Here is a 21,943-nt window from a genome sequence, read left to right on the forward strand (position 1 = left end):
CACCTTCTCTTTGTTATACCGACGGAAAAGTATTTTTTTCCAAGATCGGATTCGGAAAATCTCAAAGGGAACGAAAGGTGATCGGGAGGACATGAAATCGGACTTTCAGGGAAGAGAAAGAAGAATCGGGATCATCTTCCAGGGTCGTTTTTCTTTTTTGAAATGATTTTTTCGTGGAAAAAAGTGGAAATTTACAAAGATCGGATTTCAAAAAGATATAAGATTCAGAAAGGGAAGAGAAAATCAATCTTCACTATCTACGATTTGAAAATAATTTCCTTCCTTCCATTTCTCATAACGCGCCCAGTTGATCTTTTTACCGACCGGAACGTAAGGGTATTCCTGATGTTTGATCTTGATTCCGTGAACTAAGGAATAAATCCCGGCGGCGAGAGAAATCGCGACATCCTTTCTGCGTTTGGTCATAAGGATCATATCTTTTTCCTTATCTATATAACCGATTTCTAAATAAGCCGAGATGGCGTTTACAAAGGTGGGTAACGCGTAAGTGGAAAGATAAGGTTTGTTGATCGGGCCGGGTTCGGGAGAATCGTCTCCTTCTTCACTTCTCTTACGAAGTCCGTATTGAACAAAACGCATAAGTTCCGCCGAAGCGTAGTGGTTGTCTCCGCCAAATCCTTCTCTACCGTCTTCTCTTCTCCAGAGTTCTGGTTCGGCCTTTTCTCTTTCCCAAAATTTTCCCTCGGCTGAAAAACTTTTATGAGTTTTAGAATACGGTCCTTTCCCGCCCACCTTGGCTAATTCTTCCCAGCCGGGGAGATCCTTGTATCTCCAACTAACCATATTTTGGCGATAACCTTCGAACGCGGAGAGATCCGTTTTATTTCCCTTTTTATTCGGCCAATAACCGTGAAAATAAATCCAGGCATCCGCGACCGCATTCTCCAGACGAGACCAGCCTTCCTTAAAAATCATCCAGTGACTCCAGGGAGAATCGGTAAACTTTTCTTCCGCATATCTTCCTTCCGAAATTCCCTTGAGAACATAGAAGGTTCGATAAGAAGGAGAAAGCACTGCAGCCATTCCGCCGGGATGTTCCTTGTAACTCGGATTGAGATGAAGAGAAACAACCAAGTTCGGTTTTTCCCGATTGATAAACGAAATTCTTCCCTGTTTGATCTTTTTCGTTTTTTTATCCGGATAATCGAAAAGACGATACGGAGCGTTCGGATCCTCGTTCGCGGAATATTCCCTTTCCTCGGCGTTCCCGTTCCTTGTCATCACGGAATCGATTTTAATCCAGGGAAGATCCTCGTTAGTAAAAGACTTCATATACGTTTTGAAAGTTTCAAAACCGTCTTCCGTCCTCGTAAGGTCGAGAATCTCTTTGAGTTCTTTAGCAAGTTCTAATACGACTGCTCGTTCTTTTCTTCCTCTGGAGGAAGCTCCGGACTTGTAGAGTTCGAGATATTTATCCGAGATGGGATCGTATTTGTCACCGTGATCCTCTTTCGGCTTGAGATCGACACCCCCGTGTCCAGGATCGATCACTACTTTAAAAGTTTTAACTGGGGATTGGATAGAATCGAGTTCTTCCTTTTTTCCGGGGCCGGCCTCGACGACCGCACCCGGAAGAAGAATCGATAAAAAGAAAAAATTTAAAAAGAAGGAAAAGTTTTTCAGTCGCCTCACTATTTTTTCTGCGGATCCTTATTGTCTGAGCTTTCGGAGAACACCATATTTCTGTTGTCGCTCAGGTCCACTTTATATTTTTCGCGGATATTCTTACTTTCTTCCTCAGCCTTCAACTTACTTAAAATCGAAATTCCGTATTCTTTTGCTAAACGGAAATGGATGAGAGAATCCTTATATCTGGAATCCTTCCGCATTCTATCGGCTTGGATCATCTGATAATAGGCGATCTGGAGTTTGTGATGATTGGCCGAAATTTCGCGGCTTCTTGCGGAAGTGGATGGAGTCATTCCGTTTTGAGTTTGTTCCACGCTTACGATCGTATCCGCGCATTCTCCGAGGAGTTGGTCCGTCCTTTTGTTGTATTGATCCGAAAACTTGTTGTAGAGTTTGTCGACGCTCTCGCTCGTCTCGCGCATTTTTCTTCCCGCGACCACGTATTGTCTTCTGTAATAATAATGCAAAGCGTCGTTGTATAGTTTCCAGATGGAGTTCAATTCTTCATTGGAACCTTGGACGCTCGATCCGAAATTTTTTGTCACCGTGGAAAGGGCGTGGATATCATTTTTCACTCTTTCTTTTACGGAATCCAAAGTTCTCGCGTAATGAAATTCTTCCAAATAGTCGCCTTGATATTTCGGGTCGTTAGCCGCACTCGCGAGCTCGCTCCCTTTTCCGTCGTCTTTAGCGGAGCCGGATTGGGCGCTGACTGAAAGGGAAACGAATAAGAATAGGACGAATGAAATCTGGAAACTTTTTAATGACATGCGGATCTCCTACGGGGAAGTATAACACAGCGTTTTAAAACGCAACTAGTATTTTTAGAGTTTGTTTTGCTGTTCGAAACCTATCTCTCTCGAAAACGAACTTGTAGCAAACCGTCTCCGACCGGGAAGAGAGTATAGGAAAGTTCGGAATTCTTCACTTCTTCCCAAAATTCCCTGACGGCCTTATCGGAAGGAGCCTGTCTATCCGGGTCGAAAATTCTACCGTGCCAAAGCACGTTATCGAACACAGCGACGTCGGGTTTTAGCTTCTTTAAAATTCTAAAAATTTCAGGATAAAGAACCTTATCACAATCTATGAATACGAACTTACCTTTCCACTCTTTCGTACCTTCTTCGTTCGCTTCTTTGAGGTATTGAAGACAATGCGTTTTGAGAAGATGAATCTCCAGATCGCCGAAGGGATGTTTTTCAAGATAAGAACGAACCTTGGCTATATAATAAATTTCTCTTTCTAAAGAAACGACCTTCGTGATTTTTTTTAAACCGCTCGCCATCCAAAAAAGGGAAATCCCGTAACCCGTTCCGAGTTCCAAAACTTCCTCGGGTTGTTCCGATTCTACGAGAAATTTGAGAACGGAACCCGAAGCGGGAGTCAACACCGGAACTCCTTCCGCAAACGCGTCCTCTTCCATCTGATAAAGAATCGCGACCGGACGAGGAATCAGCTCGGAATCGATTCGTTCTTCCAGACCTTCCAGAAACACGGAGGTCCCGTATTTACCCGGAGGACTCCCTTTGCTCATGGAATAAAAAGATGAAATCTATGTTTTTGATCGTCCGGAATCTTATCCGCCAGGACTTGACGAATGTAAGGAATCGGATAACGTTTTGAAAAATGAATAAGAACGATTTTTTCGTTTTTAAAAGAGGAAAGGTTTTCGAGAATCTCGTCGAGATGGATATGTCCCCATTCTCTCGCACGCGCCACGTTGCGTTCTTGGTCTATATAAGTACATTCAATAAATAGAATACTCGAATTAGCGACGTCCTCACTTTCCAAAACGTATTCTATCTTAGTGTCGCCGGAAAAACTGATCACGGGGAAGGAACTCAGTTCCGAAACTTCCCTATTCTCTTTGAGAATTTTGTTCAGCTCGTGTTGTGGAAGGGATTGAAATTCTTTTTTGAGCTTTTTTCTTTTTTCGTAGATCGTATAACCTTGGGAAGGAACACGATGAAACGTTTTGTGAGGGGAGAAAAAATGAGTGGAATCCAAATCCACTTTTTCACCCGGAGCCACCGCCCGCAGATCGTAATTGTACGGAAAGTCTTCGATCTGAGAATAAAGATCCAAAATTTTTCTCATAGGTTCTTCCAATGCGGGCGGAACAAAAATCTTAGGCGGTTTGAGTTTCCGAAGAGATCTCTGAGAAATATAATACGGAAGTCCCGCCGAATGATCCAGATGAGAATGAGTCAAAAGCAACGTATCCAGATGGATTCGATTCGGATTCTGCGCGCCGATATCAAACATCAGACTCAAAGAAGGAAGATAGATGGAAGTGCGTATTCCACCTTCCGAAATTCCTTCGAACTGATATTGTTTGTGCTGGAACTTACAATACACTTAGGGAATCCTTTCCTCCGGAGAAATCGTCCGGACCGCTTCCTTGATTCCCTTTGTAATATCCTTCGGCCCGGTGAGAATCGTCTTTACTCCGGAACTGACAAAATATTTTTTTCCGACTCTTTTCAGATCGGAAAGAGTGACCGCTTGGATCTTATCGCGATAATTTTTAAGATAATCCGAAGACAGATTGTGTTCTCTAAATCGAAGCGTGTTATGAAGAATCCCCATCTTATCCGCAAACTGAAAAATAAATCTGTTAACAATCGATTGTTTCGCCGTTTCAAGTTCCTGTTCGGTGATCTTGGAAATCGTCTCTTCGCTTAATATTTCTCGCATTAGATCGTAAACTTCCTTGGTCGTGGAAGTTTTTGTCTGAGTCGTAAAGTAGACGACTCCGTAATCTTTTTCAAAATAAGCGGCGCTGCTGGAAGAATACGCAAGACCCCGGTCCGAACGGATTTTTTGCATAAAGTATGAGCTAAAACCGCCGCCTCCGATGATGTAGTTCGCAAGTTGAATCGCATAAAAATCAGGATCCTTATGCGCCGGAAGAATTCCCGCCATAAGAACGATACTCTGAGTCGCGTCCTTATCGACGCTCAAGATCTGAAACGGAAGAGAATCCAGATTCTTTTTTAGTCCTTGCGTGCTTACGAGAAGTTTTTTGTCCTCTCGAACAAAAGCCCGATCGGGAAGCAAAAAAGCCGCGAGCGGTTCGGCGTCTTTTTTTTCCAAATCTCCCGTTAACAAAACCACCCTTTCCGAAGCGGAGACTATATTTTCGAAATAATCTTTCAGATCGGAGGATTGAATTTTGGAAAGGGAATCCAATTCCGCACTTTTGCCCAGAACGGTTCCTTTATACACGAGTTCCGCTGCCTTACGATACGCGATGTCCGGAAGTTTGTCGTTTCTTCGTTTGATCGCTTCCTCTAATTTGAGTTTTGCGACCGAAAATCCTTCTTCGTTTAACAAAGGATTGGAAATAAATTCTTTCAAAAGAGGAAGAATATTTTGTTCAAATCTGGAAAGATAAGAAACCGTCAAAACGATCTTATCGGAATTCGCGTCGGTATCGAGTTTGGCGCCGTAACCTTCGAGGGTTTCCAAAAATTTACTTCCGGGTGCGGAAGCGGTTCCGCTGTGTTTCCAGGCTTCCACAAAAAGTTCCGGAATTTCGGGACGTAACTCCGGATTGGAAAGAATTCCGGAATAAATATGAATCTCCAAATTCCTAAGCGGAAATTCTTCCCCGGGCAAAAATAAAACTTCAGTTCCCTTGCCGGAGGAAAAAGTCTGCACTTCCGGAAACTCGAAACTCAACGGTGGAATTTTTACGTTCTTCACAAAGTCACCGGGAGCCGAAGAAACCGGTGAAATCAATACGATCGAAACGATCAGAATAAAGTAGAATTTTTGAATATAAGGTTTCATGAATTTATTTTCGTTCGAGTCCTATTTTTCCGAAATTTTTGTTTCTTTGACGGGAGGGTTGAGATCGGCGATCGTTCTGTTTTCGAGAACGAAATACTTACGCGCGACTCTTTGTACGTCCTCGGGAGTGACCGCGTCCAATTCTTCGTAACCTCTTAAGAGTTCCTTCCAATCTCCGTAGAGAAGTTGAAAGAGAGAAAGAACGTCGGCGAGTTTTCCGTTGTCGTCCAAACCTCTCAGATAACTTCCGAGGATTTGATTTTTGATCCGAAAGAGTTCCTCTTTTGTGACGGGTTCCGTTTTTAAACGATCCAATTCCTCTTGGACCACATTCTCCACTTTTCTCTGATCCGCGTTTTGATTGTTCGTGATGTAGATCGAAAAAAGATTGGAAAGCCGATCGCCGGGATCTCCGTTCCAGCAGGAAACCCCCTGCGCGATCTGTTCCTCCAAAACCAATCTTTTAAAAAGACGACCCGATTCTCCATCGGCGAGAAGAGTGTCGATGATACCGAAGACCGCGTCGTCGGGATGAGGGAATGTCGGTTTATTAAATCCGATAATTTTAGATGGATTGCTCGGGTGTGTTACGGAAACAAACTTCGGTCCCGCAAAACCGACTTCGGGAATTTTTTTCAGAGGAACCGGTTTTCCTTTTTTCAAATCTCCGAAGTAATTACGAAGAATTGCTTCGGTCTTTTCAAAGTCCAAAGATCCTACGACGGCGATCACCATTCTCTGAGGATCGTAATAATTCTTAAAAAAGTTTTGGGTCTTTTCGAGATCTAAGAATCCGAGATTTTTTTCATAACCGATGACCGGCATTCGATACGGATGATTTTCCGGAAAAGCGGCGTCCATATATTTCTCGCGAAGAATTCCCATACCTCTGTTTTCGACGCGCATCCTCCTTTCTTCCAAGACAACTTCTCTTTCCGTATAATATTCTCTTAATATAGGATTTTTGAGTCGATCGGATTCGAGTTTTGCCCAGATCTCCAAACGATTTGCGGGAAGAAGAATCTGATAATTCGTAACGTCGTTCGAAGTGTAAGCGTTGAAGCCGACTCCCCCGTTTCGGGAATAGATAAAATTGTCTTCGTTGGAAACAACGAACTTACGATGTAATTCCAAAAGAACCCCGAAACGTTTGCGAAGGGTTTCGATTTGACTCTTAAATTCCGCCGAAGGTTCTTCACCTTTTAGTTTCATCTCCGCTTCCCGGATGCGAAGTTCGTCCAGACGTTTTCCCCAAACTGCGATTTGTTCCAAGTAAGGTTTTTCTTTTTCGAAGTTCGTGGTTCCTATGTTTTTGGTTCCCTTAAAAAGCATGTGCTCCAAAAGATGAGCCGTTCCTGCGATCTCGGGGGTTTCGTCCGCGGAGCCGACTAAAAATTTGGAATAGACCGCGATCGTGGGAGAATCTTCCCGTTTCATCATAAGAACTCGCAGACCGTTATCCATCTGAAAGGTTCTTGTTTTTTCTTCGAGGGATTTCTTGAGACTCGAAAAAATGGAACCTTCCGCGGACAAGGACACGAAGGAAAAAAAGAGACAGATTCCAAAAATCAAACAAGGTTTAAGAATCGGTTTTTTGAAACTCATGCTTACAGTCTTTCCTCTTTGGGACCTGGTGTCCAGAAGTTCACTAAAAAAATCCTGCTTCCTTTTACTTCCGATCGGGAAATGATTGTCTCATGCGGTCTTACCATCTGTTTTTAGGAATCGCGATTTTATTCTTCTTTTCCTGCGTTCCCGCGGATCCGGAATACAGACAGAAGGTTTTGGAAAACGTAAAGGACACAGGTTTTATTTCCCGAGAATTCTTTCAGATTCTTGTCAAAGTTTCTCTTCCAACCAAGGACGTAGGAATTTTAGAATTGAGAAAACAGTGTAGAAAGATCGCGGAAACAAAAAGAGACGAAATGGCGGTATCGATTCTTATCAAGGAAATCCGAGAGAACGATAGTCGTTACGGAAGCCTTCAATCGGACCCGACAAACAACAATACCAACCCGGCCCTTCCTTCTCAGATTTCGAATACGACCGGGGTAAGCGCCACACCCGGAGGAGTTGCGGTTTCGGGGACTTCCGCCAACACTTCGAATCAGACCTTCAATCCCTATGCGTCTTCGACTAGTACTTCCGCGAACTCTTCGTTTCCCGATCCCAGGGCCGCAGAAAGAGAAAAGGAGAAAGCCAAACTTTTAGGCCAAGACGTTTTGCTTTACAGAGGAACCTTTGCGTGGTTTTTAAATTCCATGTTTCTTTTTCGGGAAGACTATAGCGACCCCGCGAATTGTACTTTCATTTATAGAAATATTCAGAAAGATTTGTATGCGAACGTGATACGAAAGGGAATTCAACCGATCTCTAAACAAGAAACGCCGGAGGCTCCATGAGACTTGTTTTTTTCTGCATCCTATCGATCTTATTCTTCATCGAATGTTCTTCCGGTGCGAGGAAACCCGTTGAAAATGGAAGGGAAGAATCCACGACCACGGTTCAAGAAGAATCGAACTCGAACTCTGCGGACGAATACATCAAGGCGGCCGAAGGTTTTATCAACGGAGATACGTTTCAAGTAGTCATCTCGTCTTTGGAAGGAAGTCAGGAAAACGCACAGGACCTAGCCCGCAAAAGAGCGATCAATCTTTTGATCGCCGAAAAAGGGGAAACGTTTCGTTCTTCCGATAAAATCGTCATCAAAGAACTGGTCGAGACCAAGGGAAAGATCGTCAAGTCATCGGGTGCGATTCATGGAAAGACCTACTTTCTGTTTCAGGTCCAATCTCCCGGTTTGAAATCCTCTTTGAAAAGATAAGCTCTAATCGATCTCGACTCGCGGTTGGAAATTCTGTCCGACGATCGACGTTTTTTTCAAACGAACTTTTCCGAGACGGTCCAGACTCTCCTCGACTTTCAAATCGATTGTATCGGAAAAATTGACCTTAAAAATTTTAATAAAGGAAGTATCCTCCTTTTAGATCGACAATCGCAAACATATTAGAATTTTATGTTTCTTTTATGAACCCTCCCACCAGCGATCGACTGTAAAACATCCTTCTCTGGATTTCAATTTTGATTTTTCTAAACGATGTTACCGATGCAGATTCCGGTCATTTTCATCCGCCCCTCGAAAACGAGGGATACAATGAGGCGGACTCGATGATCGGCATTCTCGTCGCGTTGCCCTCCGAATCTCAAAATTCAAACTCGAACGAACCGCGGCTAACGGACGACTCGGATCCAAAAAAACGAAGTCGTCCTCAAACAGGGGAAACTTCGGAAAGAATTCCCTTAAAATTTCAAAGGGCATTTACAAAATCACGAGTGACACGGTGGAGTTTTCTTGGATCAGAGAGAATTCTGATTTTGCAAAATCGATACGAGACGAAATTTGAATCCGAAACGGTTTTTTCTTGGAGGCAACCGTTGTTATCTAGGAACGGAGCCAAAGGAGAAGAGGAAGAAAAGGAATCTTTCACCTTTTAGAAGGAACCTTGTTGCTCGGAAAAGAAGATTCGAAAAATCGAGAGTGTTTTTTCGGGGAAAGTTTTCGATTTCAAAATATCCTTTTTCTCCGAAAACTTTCCGGGCTTTTAAAATCGTGCTTTGGGCATTTCCCAAGACGAACCGTTTCTCGGAGCGAAAACATCCTTTCCAAAGAAAGGATGTTTCAGGACTGCAACGTTACTGAATGATTTCCACTTGTTGGATCTTTCCGGGGATGCAGATATTCTTGTCGAAGTTACAGTAGTAGATCTTACCGTGAATTTCCAAATCCCCTTTTCCAGTCACCGTAAGCTGAATCGGATCGACCGAAGCAAGGTATTCCTTTTTCTTTTCGGAAGTTTTTCCTTTCACCGTCAGATTCGCTTTCTCCACCTTTACGCCCTTACCCGCGTTGAGAAGAATCTTATGAGGCGCGTCTTTTTGAATTCCGAAATTGGACGGATGAACGATTTTTAAGAGATAAGAATTTCCAAAACTTTTCTCCAGTTTGAACTTCACCGGACTTTCCTCTTCGGCAAAAACTCCGAAGGAAACACAACTTAAAAGAACAGTGGCGAGGATAAAATTTTTCATACTAGTTTGACCAATTTGTCCGAGGATTTGTTTTAGAAAAGGATTCTTCACTTCTCTAAAAGTTAGACCTCCGACTCCACGAAATCTTGCGCCTATTTCTTGAGAAATCCCGGAAAACGAAACAGGAATTAAATTTGAAACTGGCTGATGGAATCCGGTTTTCCGAAGATCCTTTCCAACTCCACGGAAAAGTTTTTGAGAAGAACGGAAGAGATGGATCCGGAAGTCGCCGACGCAAAGAGTTTAAAACCGGATTCTCCATTGGAAAAAATCTCGATCGATCTTTCCATCGGATCCAAAATCCAGTATTCCTTGACCCCGTGTTTTTCGTAGAGTTTCTTCTTCGTCTTAAGATCGTGATACGCGTTCCCTTCGGAGAGAATTTCGGCGACCCAATCGGGGGCGCCTTCCACCCGAGTTCTTTGGATGATAGAACTTCGTTCCTTTGATATAAAAATCAGGTCGGGTTGAACGACGTTGTGTTCGTCTAACAGGACATCGATGGGAGAAGCAAGGGCAATGCCGTTTTGATTTTTTCTTACAAACTGCATTAGATAAAAATGAAGCTCGCCGGAAATTCTTTGATGCTCGGGAATCGGAGCTGGAACCATAAATATTTCACCATCCAAAAGTTCGGCCAAGGTTCCTTCCGGAAGTTTGGCGAGATCTTTATCCGTTTTGATTTCGGTCATTGGCATAGTGAGAACTCATTCTTAGATTGGGTTTGAAGCCGGAACAGTTCAGCCTCTTTTTGAGATCAGATTTTGTATCATCCACGATCGAATGTCAACCGAATCTCGGAATGAGTTTGGTCGGAGTAGAAGTTTTTGAGAAATTTATTTTCTTTCGATTCTCGTCTACCCCGATTGTTTATCGAGTCGGATTCAAATGGAAATATTCTCATTCGTTTTTCGAAGGAAGTTTGCAAAAGAATTCTCCAAAATAAAAACTCAGGATGCAATTCTCCTCTTTCCGAGATTTGGACCGAACTCGGACTTCAAAAGAACGGATTGGAAAGGTTGAAAGTCTAACGGAGCAAACGGCGAAGGTTTTGATTTTATGAAAATCGAGGAAAAGACCACACGAGGAATGTTCGAGAACAAACCTCGGTGAAACGATTTTATTTGTAGTTCGTAAATTGAACGTCGAAGGGAAGATCGGAAGTTTTTAAAAGATGAATCACTTCTTGAAGATCGTCTTTTTTCTTTCCGACGACACGAACCGATTCTCCCATGATGGTCACGTTGACCTTGAGTTTGGAATCCTTGATCAACCTCGTGACTTCCTTGGTCTGTTCCTTTTCCATTCCTTTTCGGATTTTGACTTTCATACGAACGGTTCCACCGGTCGCAGGTTCGATCTTGGATTTGAAATCGAAATTCTTCAGACCGATTCCGCGTTTCGCCATCTTGGAAACCAAAACGTCGATGACACTTTCGAGTTTTCCTTCGTTATCGGAAGTAAGAATCAGTTGTTCTTCTTCGAGTTGGATATCGGATTTGGAACCCTTAAAATCAAAACGGGTTTTGATTTCTCCGAGAGCCTGTGTGACCGCGTTGATCAGTTCGGGTCTGCTGATTTCGGAAACTACGTCGAAGGATGGATCGCTCATATTCTTTCTCCACTTAAGATTTGTTTTGCTTCTTTGACCGCGGCGGAAATCGCAGAATCCAGATTCTGAATATCCTTTCCACCACCCTGAGCCATGTCCGGCTTTCCGCCGCCCTTACCGCCTAACGCCGTGCAAGCCGCCTTTACGAGATTCCCACAATGAATTCCCTTGGAGGTCAACTCGGGGGAACAGGTGACCACAACGCTCGCGCTTTCCGAAGTTTTACTTCCAAGGATCACGAGAAGATTTTTTTCCCTGACCTTGAGATTATCGGAAAGTCCTTTGAGAGAACTTGGATCCTTGTCTTCGAAGATTGCGGAAAGAATTTTCCCGGCGCCCGTATCGGTTGCGGAAGCAAAGACGGATTCGATGACGGAAGCATTGTTTTCAAAGTCTCTGGACTCGAAGGATTTCTTAGCTTTTAGAAAAAGAGAAGTATTCTCTTCTATCTTCTGTGCGATCGTTTCGGAAAGGTCTCGGAAAAAAGTGACTGCGGTGGCGCCTTCTCTTTCGAACTTTCCGCGGATCTCCGTCGGACCCGGAATTTCACCGGTGATCCAAAGATTCTTTCCTTCTTCGCCTAACTCCGATTTGATTTTTAGATTTAGGTTTTGAACGGCTTCGGTGAGTTCGGCGAAACGATTTTGGAACGTCTCGATGACCGCTGGTCCGCAGACCCCTTCGATACGACGGTTTCCGGCCCCCGGAGAAGATTCTTTTTTGATAAAGAAGAATCCGATTTCTCCGGTATGTGTAACGTGAGTTCCTCCGCAGAATTCTACGGAAGCGTCTCCCATCTGAACGACTCTTACCTTGTCTCCGTATTTTTCTCCGAAGGTCGCGACGGCGCCGGTTTTTTTAGCCTCGTCGATCGCGAGTTCTTTGGTTTCAACGCCGAAGTTTTTACGAATCGATTCGTTGACCCAGGATTCTATCTTGCGAATTTCTTCGTGAGTCAGAGCGGAAGGATGAGAAAAATCAAAACGAAGATATTCCGGAGAAACGATCGAACCTTTTTGAAGGACGTGATCGCCGAGTAAATTGCGAAGCGCACCGTTTAAGAGGTGAGTCCCCGAGTGATGAAAGCGAAGTCTTTCTCTTCGAAGCGGCTCCACTTCCGCATCCAGATCCTGGCCTGTGGAGAATTCTCCGCTCAAGACTTCTCCGAAGTGAATGATGACGTCGTTCTCTTTTTGTGTGTCGAGAACCTTGAAGACATTCTTTCCGTTTCGTAAGAATCCGGTGTCGCCGACTTGTCCCCCACCTTCCGGATAAAAAGGCGTTTTGTTTAAAACGATGGCGCCCGCCTGACCTTCTTTGAGAACGGAAGTCGGTTTATGATCAAAGAATAAATGTGTAATATTCCCTTTTTCGAATAGAGAAGAATAACCTAAAAACTCGGTCTTTTCGACGTTGAGTCCGGTCATCAAAGAAACCTTGTGGACCTTCCAGGATTCTCTGGAAAATTGTCTGTCCTTTTCCAATTCTTCTTGAAAGCCTTTTTTGTCGAAGGAGAGGTCGTGTTCCGCAACGATTTCTTCGGTCATCTCCGCAGGAAAACCGTACGTTCCATAAAGTAAGAATGCGTCCGCACCGGAAAAGACCGCTTGACCGGAAGATTTTGTTTTATGAACGAGAGTTTCTATCTTCTCGAGCCCAAGTTCCAGAGTTTTGTGAAAGAGTTCCTCTTCCGCGAGAATCGTTTTTTTCAGTGATGCCGAATTCTTTGCGAGTTCCGGATAACGGCCTTGATAGATTTCGATGACCTTGTCCACGAGTTTGTAGAGAAAGGGTTCGTTGAAATTCAACTTTCTTCCGAAGAGCGTAGCTCGACGGATCAAACGGCGAATCACGTATCCTCTTCCGGTTCGATCCGGATAGATTCCATCCCCGATTGAAAAGAGAACCGAGCGAATATGATCGGTCACAACTCGAAAGGGAGTTTTGTTTTCGGAAGAATACTTGAGACCGGATAATTCTTCGTAAAAGGAAATGATCTTCCGAAGTTCGTCCGTATCGTAGACAGAATCCACGTTTTGTAATAACAACGCGACGCGTTCGAGTCCGGAGCCCGTATCGATCCCGGTTTGTTTGAGAGGGTGAAGATTCCCTTCGGTGTCCTGGTTGAATTGATTGAAGACTATATTCCAAAATTCTAAAAAACGATCGCAGTCGCATCCGGGTTTGCAGGTTCCGCTGGTCGCACAATCCGGTCCGCCCTTCTCCACTCCACGGTCGAGATAGAGTTCGGAACAAGGTCCGCAGGCACCGCTGTCTCCGGCAGGTCCCCAGAAATTGTCCTTTTTTCCGAGACGCGTTATGCGCTCTTTAGGAATTCCTTTTCCCAACCAGATTTTTTCTGCCTCGTCGTCGTCGGTGTAAACGGTAACCCAGATTTTTTCCTTATCAAAGCCGAGATGATTCACCGAACAATCGAGCGCGTATTCAATGGCTTCTTCTTTGAAATAATCTCCAAAGCTGAAATTTCCGAGCATCTCGAAGAAGGTACAATGCCTTTCGGTTCTTCCTACAACTTCGAGGTCGGTGGTCCGGAGGCATTTTTGACAAGAGGTCGCTCTGGTGTAGGGAAGTTCCACGGCTCCGGTGAAGAAGGGTTTGAACTGAACCATCCCGGCGGTCGTGAAGAGAAGCGTGGGATCTCCCGCGGGAAGAAGGGAAGAAGACGGAACTACGCTGTGAGACTTATCTTTGAAGTAGTTTAAGAAAATTTCGCGGATTTCCGCTACGGATTGGCGTTTCATGATACCTCTAAAATCAAAAAATGCCTGAAGCTCTCGGACGAAAGAGATTCAGGCATTTCAAAAACGAAATGAAATGAAAAAAGAAACTTAACGTTTGGAGAACTGTGTTCCTCTTCTCGCTTTGTGAAGACCGTATTTCTTTCTTTCCACCATTCTTGGATCCCGAGTTAGGAATCCTTCTTTTTTAACGGCTGGACGGAACTCCGGTTTGATTCTGCAGATCGCTCTTGCGAGTGCGTGACGAATCGCGCCGACTTGTCCAGTGATTCCCCCGCCGGAAACATTTAAGTTGAGATCATACTTATCGGTTACGTTCAGGAGAGTCAGAGGGCGAATCGCTTCGTCAATGATAGATTTGCGGTTTTGAAGATATTCTTTGATATCTTTGTGGTTTACGGTAATTTTACCGGAACCTTCTTTGATTTTTACGCGGGCAACGGAGGTTTTTCTTCTTCCTACTGCCCAGATTTCTTTTGCTGCTGCGGGTGCCATTCTTAAATCGGTCTCCTTAGAATTCCAGTTTCACAGGCTTTTGCGCCTGGAGGTTGTGTTCAGCGCCCGGAAAAATTTTGCAATGGGTGAGCATTTTGTCTCCGAGTTTGCTCTTAGGAAGCATTCCCTTTACAGCCTCGTAGATGATCTTTTCCGGCTGTTTTGCGATGAGATCTTTGAAAGAAGTTTCAGTCATCCCACCCGGATAACGAGAGTGGTGATAATACTTCTTCTGAGTTTCTTTGTTACCGGTTACTTTCACTTTAGAAGCATTGATAACAATGATGTTGTCTCCACAATCTTGGTTCGGAGTAAAAGTTGCTTTGTGTTTTCCGCGAAGTCTTGCGGCAATCCCGGAGACAAGTCTTCCGAGGGTTTTTCCTTCCGCATCCACTACGAACCAGCCTTTGACGGCATTTTCTTTCGTAAGAGAAGGAGTTTTATGTGCTTTTGATAATACTGACATGAAAATCGTCCTGTAGGAGCCAGATTTTCGCTCTGACCCCCAAAGTCAAGAAAAAAGAACCGAATTACCGGAAAGGAAGCGTTTTAGAAAAAGGAAGGTCTTCCGTCCCTTGAGGATTTGTGAGAGTTCCTACTTTTTTCCTTCTCTCCTTGAGAACAAGGAGGTTTCTTTTTTGACGCGGGGCGATTCGCTCGCAGATCCGTTTTTACAAAAGGCTCGCGACTGCGCTTTTCGCTCCAATTCCTTTGGAATTTCCGCTTCAATCGCGATCGCGGAAGTTTTTTCCGGAGAGAAAAAGGTTTCTTTCGAAAAAACCTCGGAAACAAAATGTGAGAGTTCCTACTTTTTCAAAAAGAGAAAATTCCAGAACTCAAAAACCGTGGAGTTCCCACGAAGATTGGTGGTTCCAACGATTGCGTGAGATCTTACCTACGTTTCTAAAAGTAGGAACTCCTCCTTTCAGAGGCCTCATTCGGGAATTCTTTGAAATGGGAAGACCGACTTTGAAAAAGTCGGAACTACTTTTCCGGGGGAAGGAAGATTTCCGGAGCGAGGGACACTCAACTTTCACACTGTTTCCTCAACTCGGATCGTTTTTCACACCGCGATTGATCGGGCCAGTGGCCGCTCACTTATGTTCGCTGAACTAAAGCGCCACTGCTTCCTGAACTCAAGATCTCGTTCCCTATGGGTCACTCGATCGGGCACAACGGCCGGCACGAGAGCGTGAGAAGGAGGTAGCCGAAGCGCGGCACAGCCCGATCCCGCGAGTTCATTCAAAAAATCTAAATTTACCGTAGAACAAAACGCGGGAGCCACCCAAACTTTTTTTACTTACATTCGCTCTTGAGTTTAGTTGAGATCGTTAGATCCACGTCCGGCCAGAGTTTCGAAATTCCGTCCTTTCCTTTGTGAAGGTCATTGCAGACTTGGTTCAGGGCCTCCACCGAAGAAAGAGCTTTGAAATCTCCGAGTTCGATTTTGCTCGTTGCTTCGATCTGCGATTCTTCCGAGATGGAGAAGTTCACGTCGATTTTCTTCGTTACCCCATTGAACTGAAGTTGAATCACTCCCTTCCCCGCCTTCTTGTCGGAATTCAACTCTACGGATAATACCTTTCCTTCGATTTTTCCGTTTTTCTTCAGAGGAAAGAAAAATGCGGACTTAATCTTCGCGTCTCTCTCGTTGTTCCCGGAATTCACCGTATTCGGATCGATCGTAAATTTGAGTCCCTTCAAAGCTTTTTCCGGAGACTTCCCGGACGAAGTTCCGTCCACTTCAATCTTTTCGAAAGAACCTCCGACCCCGGTCTTCTCCGTAAACTTGAAAGCCTTCCACCCAAACTTCGTGGAAGAATGATCGTAAGTGTAAGAACAGTTTTTGTTTTTGGTCGCTTCTTCTGAAAATCCGGCGACAAATGGAAGGAGGATCAAAGAATAGAATAGAATGATTCGTTTCATAGTCTCTCAGACTGATCCGAAATCAAAGAAAGTCAAGATTTTTGAAGGAAAATTCGAATTTGAAAGAATCGGAAATCATCCGCGCACTCTATCCTCCCGAATCTTTACAGACTGACGACTGTTATCTGGACGAAGAAGGTCGGATCTACACGACGGATACGATCTGCGAAGGAACCCATTTCCGAATCGAATGGAGCGGCCCCAGAGAAATCGCTAAAAAACTCGTGGAAGTCAACGTCTCGGACATCGCCGCAGGAGGTGGAGTTCCCACAAAAGCATTCTTAAACCTTGGACTCAGCCCTGAATTCTCAAAAGAAGAATGGATTCTTCCTTTCTCGCAGTCTCTCGAAACAACTCTTTCTTCCTATGGAATCACACTTTGCGGAGGAGACACGTATCGCTCCCCTTCTCTCAATCTCACTCTTACTCTGGTCGGAACTTCAACCCTTCCCTGGAAACGTTCCGGCGGAAAGTTGGGCGACTTTCTCTATCTTTCCGGCGCCGTAGGTCTTTCTCAACTCGGTTATAAAATTCTGAACGAAGGCCTCTCAGTGCCGGAACCCCTCCGAAGTCTTTCTTTGGAAAAACATCTTTCACCGAAGGCCCGACTGAAAGTGGCCCAAGAACTCTCCCGAAACTTTCCGGTCTCGTCCTGTATGGATCTTACGGACGGTCTCCTCCAGGATCTTCCCAAACTCTCGGCGTCCTCCGAACTCGGCCTGGAAATCTTTCTGGAAAGAATTCCTTCTCCGGAGGGAATTCTTTCGTTTTTGAGTTTGGAAGAGGTCTTGAGTTCGGGAGAAGAATTGGAACTTCTCTTCTTGAGTCCCTTCGAACTCCCGAACACGTTAGCCGGAATATCAATCACAAAAATTGGTGCTACGACCGGAGCCTGGAAAGGAGTTCGATACTTCCAAAAAAACACCGAAAAGAATTTTGAACATTCTGGTTTTGAACACTTTGAACCGTCTTAATGGAGGATCGGATTTTCTATCCGGAGTTCCAAGATGCGTTTTTCTCTCAAAAAACTCTCCTTAAAGAATCCGCTTTTTTATCTTCTGATCCAAGGAACAAGATTCCAGATCAGAAACGCTCCGTGGAGATATAAACCGGGAAGCCAAATCGGAACCAGAAGAAAATCCGGTTGTGTATAATAAAAAAGGCCCGCCCGAGAAATCAATCCCTCCATCATAGCGCCTGCGATCGCAAGAAGAATAGAAAACAAACCCAGTTCTTTTCTATTCTCTGAAAAGAAGATTCTAAGAATCCAAAAAAACAAATAGATCGCCGCAAGCAATAAAGATTGATCTGCATAGACGCCGCTTGCAAAATAAACCCCCACAAACCAAAGGGTTGAAATCACGAAATCTTTTTTGTTAAATTCCCCGCTTTCTTTTCGAAAAAAGAAAGCGCCTAAATACATAAAGAAAGTTGCAAGCAAGAATTGAGGCGCCACCCACCAAGCTTGTCCCCATAATCCGGAATGAAAATACTTTAGAACTCCGTAATATACATGGATTTGATCGCAAGCGGCAAGTCCGATCGCACCTAAAACCAGGACTACGATTAACTTTCCCGGATTCTCTAAAATTCTCAGATTTAAAATCGGCATCAAATTCTCCTAAATTTTTTTTCCAACTTGTTTTTTTGCGGTGATTCTAATCGACTTTTCTCTCTCGCGCAACCCATTCCTGAAAATGGAAAAAGAATCCGCCGCTTTTTTGATCTTTCCGATTCGTTTTATCGATCGAATGAAACGAATCGAACCAAAAACGTTTCCATGGATTGATTCGTCTTGAAATTGTAAGGACAAAAGAGAACGTCTCTTCTCGATCCTACATAGAGCCGCAAATATTATAAAAAATCTCAACGCATGTTTGTGAAGGAATGAATGCCTTTGAGTGATGTTGTGTATCGAAGAATGCAATTCACACGAGTTATAAATTCCTATCGGTTGCAACCGGCGACCGGAAGAGAATCTCGGATTTGGCTTATTACAGATCGGACCGGGTTGAGATTCTAAGGAAAGTAATTTTAAGAAACCGACCTAGTAAGGAGCGTTTTGATTGTATGAATTTTCTCATTCGATTCTACAATTTGCTTCGATAGAGGGGTTCAAGTTGTTCTTTGAGAGTTTCGAATGTGCTTGAACTTTGAGTTCAAGCACAAAGTTGCCCCGGAATTTTTCAGCCAAGACTGCGTGCTCGACCTCCAGGGAAACAAGGCTGTTATTAGAGCCCGGCTTCCATCCAACTGGCTTCTCGATTCTTTACATTGGATCAAAAATCCAATACAAAAATTAAAATCCACATCGTAAGACGTTTTCTAAGCCGTTCCTTTTTTGATTCTTGAATCGAAAAAAAGGGAAATATATATTCAATTTCGTTAATTTGATTAGAATCTTAATTTTAAATATTCTAATTTTTTTAAGTATTTAGAAAGCCTCGGATACTTCTGTGAAAAAGAAACGGACGTAAGCTACCAGACATCGAAGAGAAATCTCTGGGACTTTTCCCGAACTCGTAAAACCCGCAAGGGGCTCCGGATCCAATCTATTTTCAAAAAAAATAGCGGAGGAATTCTTGCGACGTTTTAGATCTGCTTCCGGCGCGGATCTGAAAGTGTAGAAGACTCTAGATTCCACCGTGAAACCTTATCCAAAAGTTATCCGGACCCGGACGGAAATCTGTCGGAACTCCTACAATTCCACTGTGAAATTCGCGCGCCCCGCCCGATTTTCGGGTGGTGGGGTGGGTGGCGGAAAAATTCCGGCGACTTTCCTCTATCAAAAAATTATATTTTTTGCAAGTAAAAACTTCCTTGTAGGAATTCCTACAAAATCTCTCTTCTCGGGACGATTCTCATTGTATCTCCCTCTCAAATTGTTGGTACGGTTATAATTCCACCGGAAGGGGAACCGAGAATCACAAACGTAATATCGATTTATAGATTTTGGTTATAGGATTTACCTTGCAGCTTCCTATCCAAGATCCAAGAACTTCCGATAAGGATTACCGGTATCACTAAATAACTGATCGCGATTTCAGTAAAATAGGTGAAGGCGTTCATTTTAAAGCCGATGATAAACGCCAAAAGATCTGGCACAATACTCAAGACCAGCCAGAGAACGCTGGCGGAATAAGAATGTTTTTGAAAATCGGAGTTAACTGTTCTTAAATACAATCCCCAAAAAACAACAACCGTGAGCGCAAGAATAACCCCCAGAATCGATTTGAAGAAAAGTCGATTACTTCCAAGGAGTTGAAATAATGGAATCGCAAGAACGAACGGGATGACCCAAACGATAATCCCATAACTGAATATTCGGAACGTAAAGATTGATTGTCTCATAATTTTTCCAGAATTAAAAAAAGGATACAAATCTCATTCTATATTTTATTTCCGCAGCTTTTCCCAAACGGTGAGCAGGGTTCCTATAAAATCTGCCTTTCGCAAGACGGGATTTTCTTTGGGAAAGCATTTGTTGTTTCGGAGGCTTTTTATATTTGTGTGTTTATGCGAACTGCGCATAAACCCGAACAAGGCGACTTCAAGATCACGAACCAACTCCATCGCCGCGTTTACGCGAACTGCGTATAAACCCAAACATCGCAACTCCAAAATCACGAACCCACCCCATCGCCGCGTTTAGGCGAACTGCGTATAAACCCAAACAAGGCAACTCCAAAATCACGAACCACCCCCATCGCCGCGTTTAGGCGAACTGCGTATAAACCCGAACATCGCAACTCCAAAATCACGAACCAACTCCATCGCCGTGTTTAGGCGAACTGCGTATAAACCCAAACAAGGCAACTCCAGAATCACGAACCCACCCCATCGCCGTGTTTAGGCGAACTGCGTATAAACCCAAACAAGGCCTCCCCTTCAGAAATCCTTCGATTTATTTTAATTGCAGAGAAGGATCCGATCGGTTGAATTGTTCCATCCGAACAGAGAGGGGAAAAGAGAAATGAAGATACTTAAGTGGGCGCTTGGAATATTGGGAGCTTTCTCCCTTTTCCTTGTAGTAACTTTTTATGCGGAGATTCCTAAATACGAATACAAACCGACCCCTTTGCATTCCGACTTTGAAACGTATTATAAGGAAAAACTTCAGATCAGTCTTTCTAAAAAAGCGAGACCCGGAAACGAAGAAAAACTTGTTCGTTATTCTCCCGGAAAAACCGAAGTAGCCATTCTTTACATTCACGGCTTCGGGGCTTCCCGGGCGGAGGGCGAAGAAGTAACGGATAAACTTGCAAAAGATCTCAAAGCGAATCTCTATTATGTTCGTCTTCCCGGACACGGAACTAACTTAGAAGATCACAGAGATACAAGTTTTGATCAGATCATCCAAGACGCGGAAACCGCCTTTTTGGAAGCGGAGAAACTCGGAAAAAAAACGATTCTGATCGGAACCAGCATGGGCGGTTTGATCTCCACCTATTTAGCAGCAAAATATCCCGAGAAAGTTCATGTCCTGATTTTAGCATCCCCTTTTTACGATTTCACAAATCCATTGGGAGGGCTCTATCAATTCTCTTGGGGAAAAGAATTCGGACATCTTCTTCTTGGAAAAATTAGAAAGTCGACAGACGAACAAAAAAGAGATCCCGCGAGCGCATTCTGGTATCGAGATCAGTATCTCGCTGCGGTTCAAAACGTCTCCGACTTAAAGGAATTCGTCCTCAACACGGACCCTTTTTCAAAAATAACCTCTCCCGTCTTGATGTTCTATTATTATAAGAACGATCAGGAACAAGACAAATCGGCCTCCGTTAAATCGATGTTAAACGCTTTTGAAAGGATTCAGAAGAATGGAAAAGCGAACCCTCTAAATAAAGCGGTTCGACTCGAAGTCGGCGATCACGTCCTTTTTTCGAAATATATGGTGAGCGATAAGGAGAAAATTCTCAAAGAAACGGAGGATTTTATCGGAAAGGTATTATTGGAAACAAAATAAACCTAATTTCAAAACGAATTTCTATCCTACGAAGTTGAGTTTGTAAACCTCTTCTATTTCTCGAGGTTTACAAACATTCCGAAGACTACTTCTTCCGTTTTTTCACCGCAGTCTTTTTCTTGGCCGCTTTTTTCTTAACGACTTTTTTCTTCGTCTTAGGCTTTGACTTCGTTTTCGGTTTTGCCTTTTTCGCCGCCGCCTTTTTAGCTTTTGCGGCTTTTTTCTTAGGAGCGCTCTTTTTCTTTGCGGGAGCTTTCTTTTTAACCGCCTTCTTCACAGCCGTCTTCTTTGGCGCCGGGCCAAGATTCGAAAGAGCGAAAAGAATCGCACTTTCCGATAAAGAATCCCAATCTTCTTGGAATTCGCTCGGAATCTGAAGCCAATCCTTCATCGCCCTTCCCTTTCCGGACGGATCAAAAAGTTTAGCTCCCGGATAACGCGCGATGATTTCGGCAATTTTCTCCGCACCGAGTTTTAAAACGAGTTCTCCTTGGAAAAAAGCTCCGAAGGGTTTTCCATCCAAGTTCAGCGATTCAAGACCGAACCACTTTCCGATGGAAGCTTGTTTGTGTTTGTTGATAAAGTTTTCTGAGAAGACTTCAAAGTTAGAATGAGACATGCGACTAAGAGAATTCTTTCTTAAGAGTTTTC

19 protein-coding genes and 1 pseudogene are annotated in these 21,943 nt (G+C 43.8%); 4 read left to right on the forward strand and 16 right to left on the reverse strand.

Features of this window, described 5'->3' with window-relative positions:
• Positions 1 to 243 precede the first annotated feature (243 nt).
• From JWG45_RS11005 to JWG45_RS11030, 6 genes and pseudogenes are all read right to left on the reverse strand, one after another.
• The gene (locus tag JWG45_RS11005) at positions 244 to 1,653 is read right to left on the reverse strand and encodes an N-acetylmuramoyl-L-alanine amidase (RefSeq protein ID WP_408611626.1); all 1,410 of its coding nucleotides are present in this window, start codon (positions 1,651 to 1,653) and stop codon (positions 244 to 246) included.
• Complete coding sequence (locus JWG45_RS11010) at positions 1,653 to 2,420, reverse strand: hypothetical protein (RefSeq protein WP_205279799.1); 768 nt, start codon at positions 2,418 to 2,420, stop codon at positions 1,653 to 1,655. The genes JWG45_RS11005 and JWG45_RS11010 overlap by 1 nt, the downstream gene beginning before the upstream one ends.
• Positions 2,421 to 2,500: 80 nt before the next feature.
• Positions 2,501 to 3,184: an O-methyltransferase gene (locus JWG45_RS11015; RefSeq protein ID WP_205279800.1), complete on the reverse strand. Its 684-nt coding sequence runs from the start codon at positions 3,182 to 3,184 to the stop codon at positions 2,501 to 2,503.
• On the reverse strand, positions 3,181 to 4,008 hold the full coding sequence (locus JWG45_RS11020) for an MBL fold metallo-hydrolase (RefSeq protein WP_205279801.1): 828 nt from the start codon (positions 4,006 to 4,008) through the stop codon (positions 3,181 to 3,183). The genes JWG45_RS11015 and JWG45_RS11020 overlap by 4 nt, the downstream gene beginning before the upstream one ends.
• Positions 4,009 to 5,379, reverse strand: a pseudogene (locus tag JWG45_RS11025) (M16 family metallopeptidase); the annotation flags it as partial. It abuts the gene before it with no gap.
• Positions 5,380 to 5,466: 87 nt separating this feature from the next.
• Complete coding sequence (locus JWG45_RS11030; protein ID WP_205279803.1) at positions 5,467 to 7,050, reverse strand: M16 family metallopeptidase; 1,584 nt, start codon at positions 7,048 to 7,050, stop codon at positions 5,467 to 5,469.
• Positions 7,051 to 7,142: 92 nt separating this feature from the next.
• On the opposite strand from JWG45_RS11030, the gene JWG45_RS11035 reads away from it, so the two are divergent.
• Together JWG45_RS11035 and JWG45_RS11040 are read left to right on the forward strand one after the other, a co-directional pair.
• Positions 7,143 to 7,847: a hypothetical protein gene (locus JWG45_RS11035; RefSeq protein ID WP_205279804.1), complete on the forward strand. Its 705-nt coding sequence runs from the start codon at positions 7,143 to 7,145 to the stop codon at positions 7,845 to 7,847.
• Entirely contained in the window at positions 7,844 to 8,269 is a 426-nt protein-coding gene (locus JWG45_RS11040; protein WP_205279805.1) for a lipoprotein, read from the forward strand. The genes JWG45_RS11035 and JWG45_RS11040 overlap by 4 nt, the downstream gene beginning before the upstream one ends.
• A gap of 869 nt (positions 8,270 to 9,138) precedes the next feature.
• Here the strand turns inward: JWG45_RS11040 and mpl17 are convergent.
• The 7 genes from mpl17 to JWG45_RS11075 all read right to left on the reverse strand — a co-directional run bounded on the left by mpl17 (position 9,139) and on the right by JWG45_RS11075 (position 16,326).
• Entirely contained in the window at positions 9,139 to 9,534 is a 396-nt protein-coding gene (mpl17, locus tag JWG45_RS11045; protein ID WP_205279806.1) for a cell surface protein MPL17, read from the reverse strand.
• Between the two features lie 128 nt (positions 9,535 to 9,662).
• On the reverse strand, positions 9,663 to 10,232 hold the full coding sequence (locus JWG45_RS11050; RefSeq protein ID WP_205279807.1) for a Uma2 family endonuclease: 570 nt from the start codon (positions 10,230 to 10,232) through the stop codon (positions 9,663 to 9,665).
• Positions 10,233 to 10,654: 422 nt separating this feature from the next.
• Positions 10,655 to 11,146 (reverse strand): YajQ family cyclic di-GMP-binding protein, encoded by a 492-nt coding sequence (locus JWG45_RS11055; protein WP_118970186.1) that lies wholly within the window; start codon positions 11,144 to 11,146, stop codon positions 10,655 to 10,657.
• A complete protein-coding gene (gene alaS / locus JWG45_RS11060; protein WP_205279808.1) occupies positions 11,143 to 13,908 on the reverse strand; it encodes an alanine--tRNA ligase in 2,766 nt (921 codons plus the stop codon). The genes JWG45_RS11055 and alaS overlap by 4 nt, the downstream gene beginning before the upstream one ends.
• A gap of 87 nt (positions 13,909 to 13,995) precedes the next feature.
• Entirely contained in the window at positions 13,996 to 14,400 is a 405-nt protein-coding gene (gene rpsI, locus JWG45_RS11065; RefSeq protein WP_205279809.1) for a 30S ribosomal protein S9, read from the reverse strand.
• Between the two features lie 16 nt (positions 14,401 to 14,416).
• On the reverse strand, positions 14,417 to 14,866 hold the full coding sequence (gene rplM / locus JWG45_RS11070; RefSeq protein ID WP_069608081.1) for a 50S ribosomal protein L13: 450 nt from the start codon (positions 14,864 to 14,866) through the stop codon (positions 14,417 to 14,419).
• An 830-nt stretch (positions 14,867 to 15,696) separates the two neighbouring features.
• Positions 15,697 to 16,326 carry a YceI family protein gene (locus tag JWG45_RS11075; protein WP_205279810.1) on the reverse strand — a complete coding sequence of 210 codons (630 nt, stop codon included), beginning with the start codon at positions 16,324 to 16,326 and terminating at the stop codon, positions 15,697 to 15,699.
• Positions 16,327 to 16,367: 41 nt separating this feature from the next.
• On the opposite strand from JWG45_RS11075, the gene JWG45_RS11080 reads away from it, so the two are divergent.
• Positions 16,368 to 17,300 (forward strand): thiamine-phosphate kinase, encoded by a 933-nt coding sequence (locus JWG45_RS11080; RefSeq protein WP_205279811.1) that lies wholly within the window; start codon positions 16,368 to 16,370, stop codon positions 17,298 to 17,300.
• 77 nt (positions 17,301 to 17,377) lie between these two features.
• Here JWG45_RS11080 and JWG45_RS11085 read toward each other — a convergent pair whose 3' ends face one another.
• Together JWG45_RS11085 and JWG45_RS11090 are read right to left on the reverse strand one after the other, a co-directional pair.
• Positions 17,378 to 17,938, reverse strand: coding sequence for a DUF2878 family protein (locus JWG45_RS11085; RefSeq protein ID WP_205279812.1), 561 nt, complete (start codon positions 17,936 to 17,938; stop codon positions 17,378 to 17,380).
• Positions 17,939 to 19,269: 1,331 nt separating this feature from the next.
• Entirely contained in the window at positions 19,270 to 19,677 is a 408-nt protein-coding gene (locus tag JWG45_RS11090; RefSeq protein WP_205279813.1) for a hypothetical protein, read from the reverse strand.
• A 622-nt stretch (positions 19,678 to 20,299) separates the two neighbouring features.
• On the opposite strand from JWG45_RS11090, the gene JWG45_RS11095 reads away from it, so the two are divergent.
• Complete coding sequence (locus JWG45_RS11095) at positions 20,300 to 21,292, forward strand: alpha/beta hydrolase (protein ID WP_205279814.1); 993 nt, start codon at positions 20,300 to 20,302, stop codon at positions 21,290 to 21,292.
• Positions 21,293 to 21,377: 85 nt separating this feature from the next.
• On the opposite strand, the gene JWG45_RS11100 is transcribed toward JWG45_RS11095, so the two are convergent.
• On the reverse strand, positions 21,378 to 21,911 hold the full coding sequence (locus tag JWG45_RS11100) for a DUF773 domain-containing protein (protein WP_205279815.1): 534 nt from the start codon (positions 21,909 to 21,911) through the stop codon (positions 21,378 to 21,380).
• Positions 21,912 to 21,943: the final 32 nt, after the last annotated feature.

The organism is Leptospira ainlahdjerensis (genome assembly GCF_016919175.1).
Lineage (GTDB): Bacteria > Spirochaetota > Leptospiria > Leptospirales > Leptospiraceae > Leptospira > Leptospira ainlahdjerensis.

Excerpts from the sequence above, each read along its gene's own strand:
- rpsI (WP_205279809.1), bottom strand. The coding sequence starts at position 14,400 with ATGGCACCCGCAGCAGCAAAAGAAATCTGGGCAGTAGGAAGAAGAAAA.
- alaS (WP_205279808.1), bottom strand. The coding sequence starts at position 13,908 with ATGAAACGCCAATCCGTAGCGGAAATCCGCGAAATTTTCTTAAACTAC.
- JWG45_RS11075 (WP_205279810.1), bottom strand. The coding sequence starts at position 16,326 with ATGAAACGAATCATTCTATTCTATTCTTTGATCCTCCTTCCATTTGTC.
- JWG45_RS11085 (WP_205279812.1), bottom strand. The coding sequence starts at position 17,938 with ATGCCGATTTTAAATCTGAGAATTTTAGAGAATCCGGGAAAGTTAATC.
- JWG45_RS11050 (WP_205279807.1), bottom strand. The coding sequence starts at position 10,232 with ATGCCAATGACCGAAATCAAAACGGATAAAGATCTCGCCAAACTTCCG.
- JWG45_RS11015 (WP_205279800.1), bottom strand. The coding sequence starts at position 3,184 with ATGAGCAAAGGGAGTCCTCCGGGTAAATACGGGACCTCCGTGTTTCTG.
- JWG45_RS11090 (WP_205279813.1), bottom strand. The coding sequence starts at position 19,677 with ATGAGACAATCAATCTTTACGTTCCGAATATTCAGTTATGGGATTATC.
- JWG45_RS11035 (WP_205279804.1), top strand. The coding sequence starts at position 7,143 with ATGCGGTCTTACCATCTGTTTTTAGGAATCGCGATTTTATTCTTCTTT.
- JWG45_RS11095 (WP_205279814.1), top strand. The coding sequence starts at position 20,300 with ATGAAGATACTTAAGTGGGCGCTTGGAATATTGGGAGCTTTCTCCCTT.
- mpl17 (WP_205279806.1), bottom strand. The coding sequence starts at position 9,534 with ATGAAAAATTTTATCCTCGCCACTGTTCTTTTAAGTTGTGTTTCCTTC.
- JWG45_RS11100 (WP_205279815.1), bottom strand. The coding sequence starts at position 21,911 with ATGTCTCATTCTAACTTTGAAGTCTTCTCAGAAAACTTTATCAACAAA.
- JWG45_RS11055 (WP_118970186.1), bottom strand. The coding sequence starts at position 11,146 with ATGAGCGATCCATCCTTCGACGTAGTTTCCGAAATCAGCAGACCCGAA.
- JWG45_RS11030 (WP_205279803.1), bottom strand. The coding sequence starts at position 7,050 with ATGAGTTTCAAAAAACCGATTCTTAAACCTTGTTTGATTTTTGGAATC.
- JWG45_RS11040 (WP_205279805.1), top strand. The coding sequence starts at position 7,844 with ATGAGACTTGTTTTTTTCTGCATCCTATCGATCTTATTCTTCATCGAA.
- rplM (WP_069608081.1), bottom strand. The coding sequence starts at position 14,866 with ATGTCAGTATTATCAAAAGCACATAAAACTCCTTCTCTTACGAAAGAA.
- JWG45_RS11010 (WP_205279799.1), bottom strand. The coding sequence starts at position 2,420 with ATGTCATTAAAAAGTTTCCAGATTTCATTCGTCCTATTCTTATTCGTT.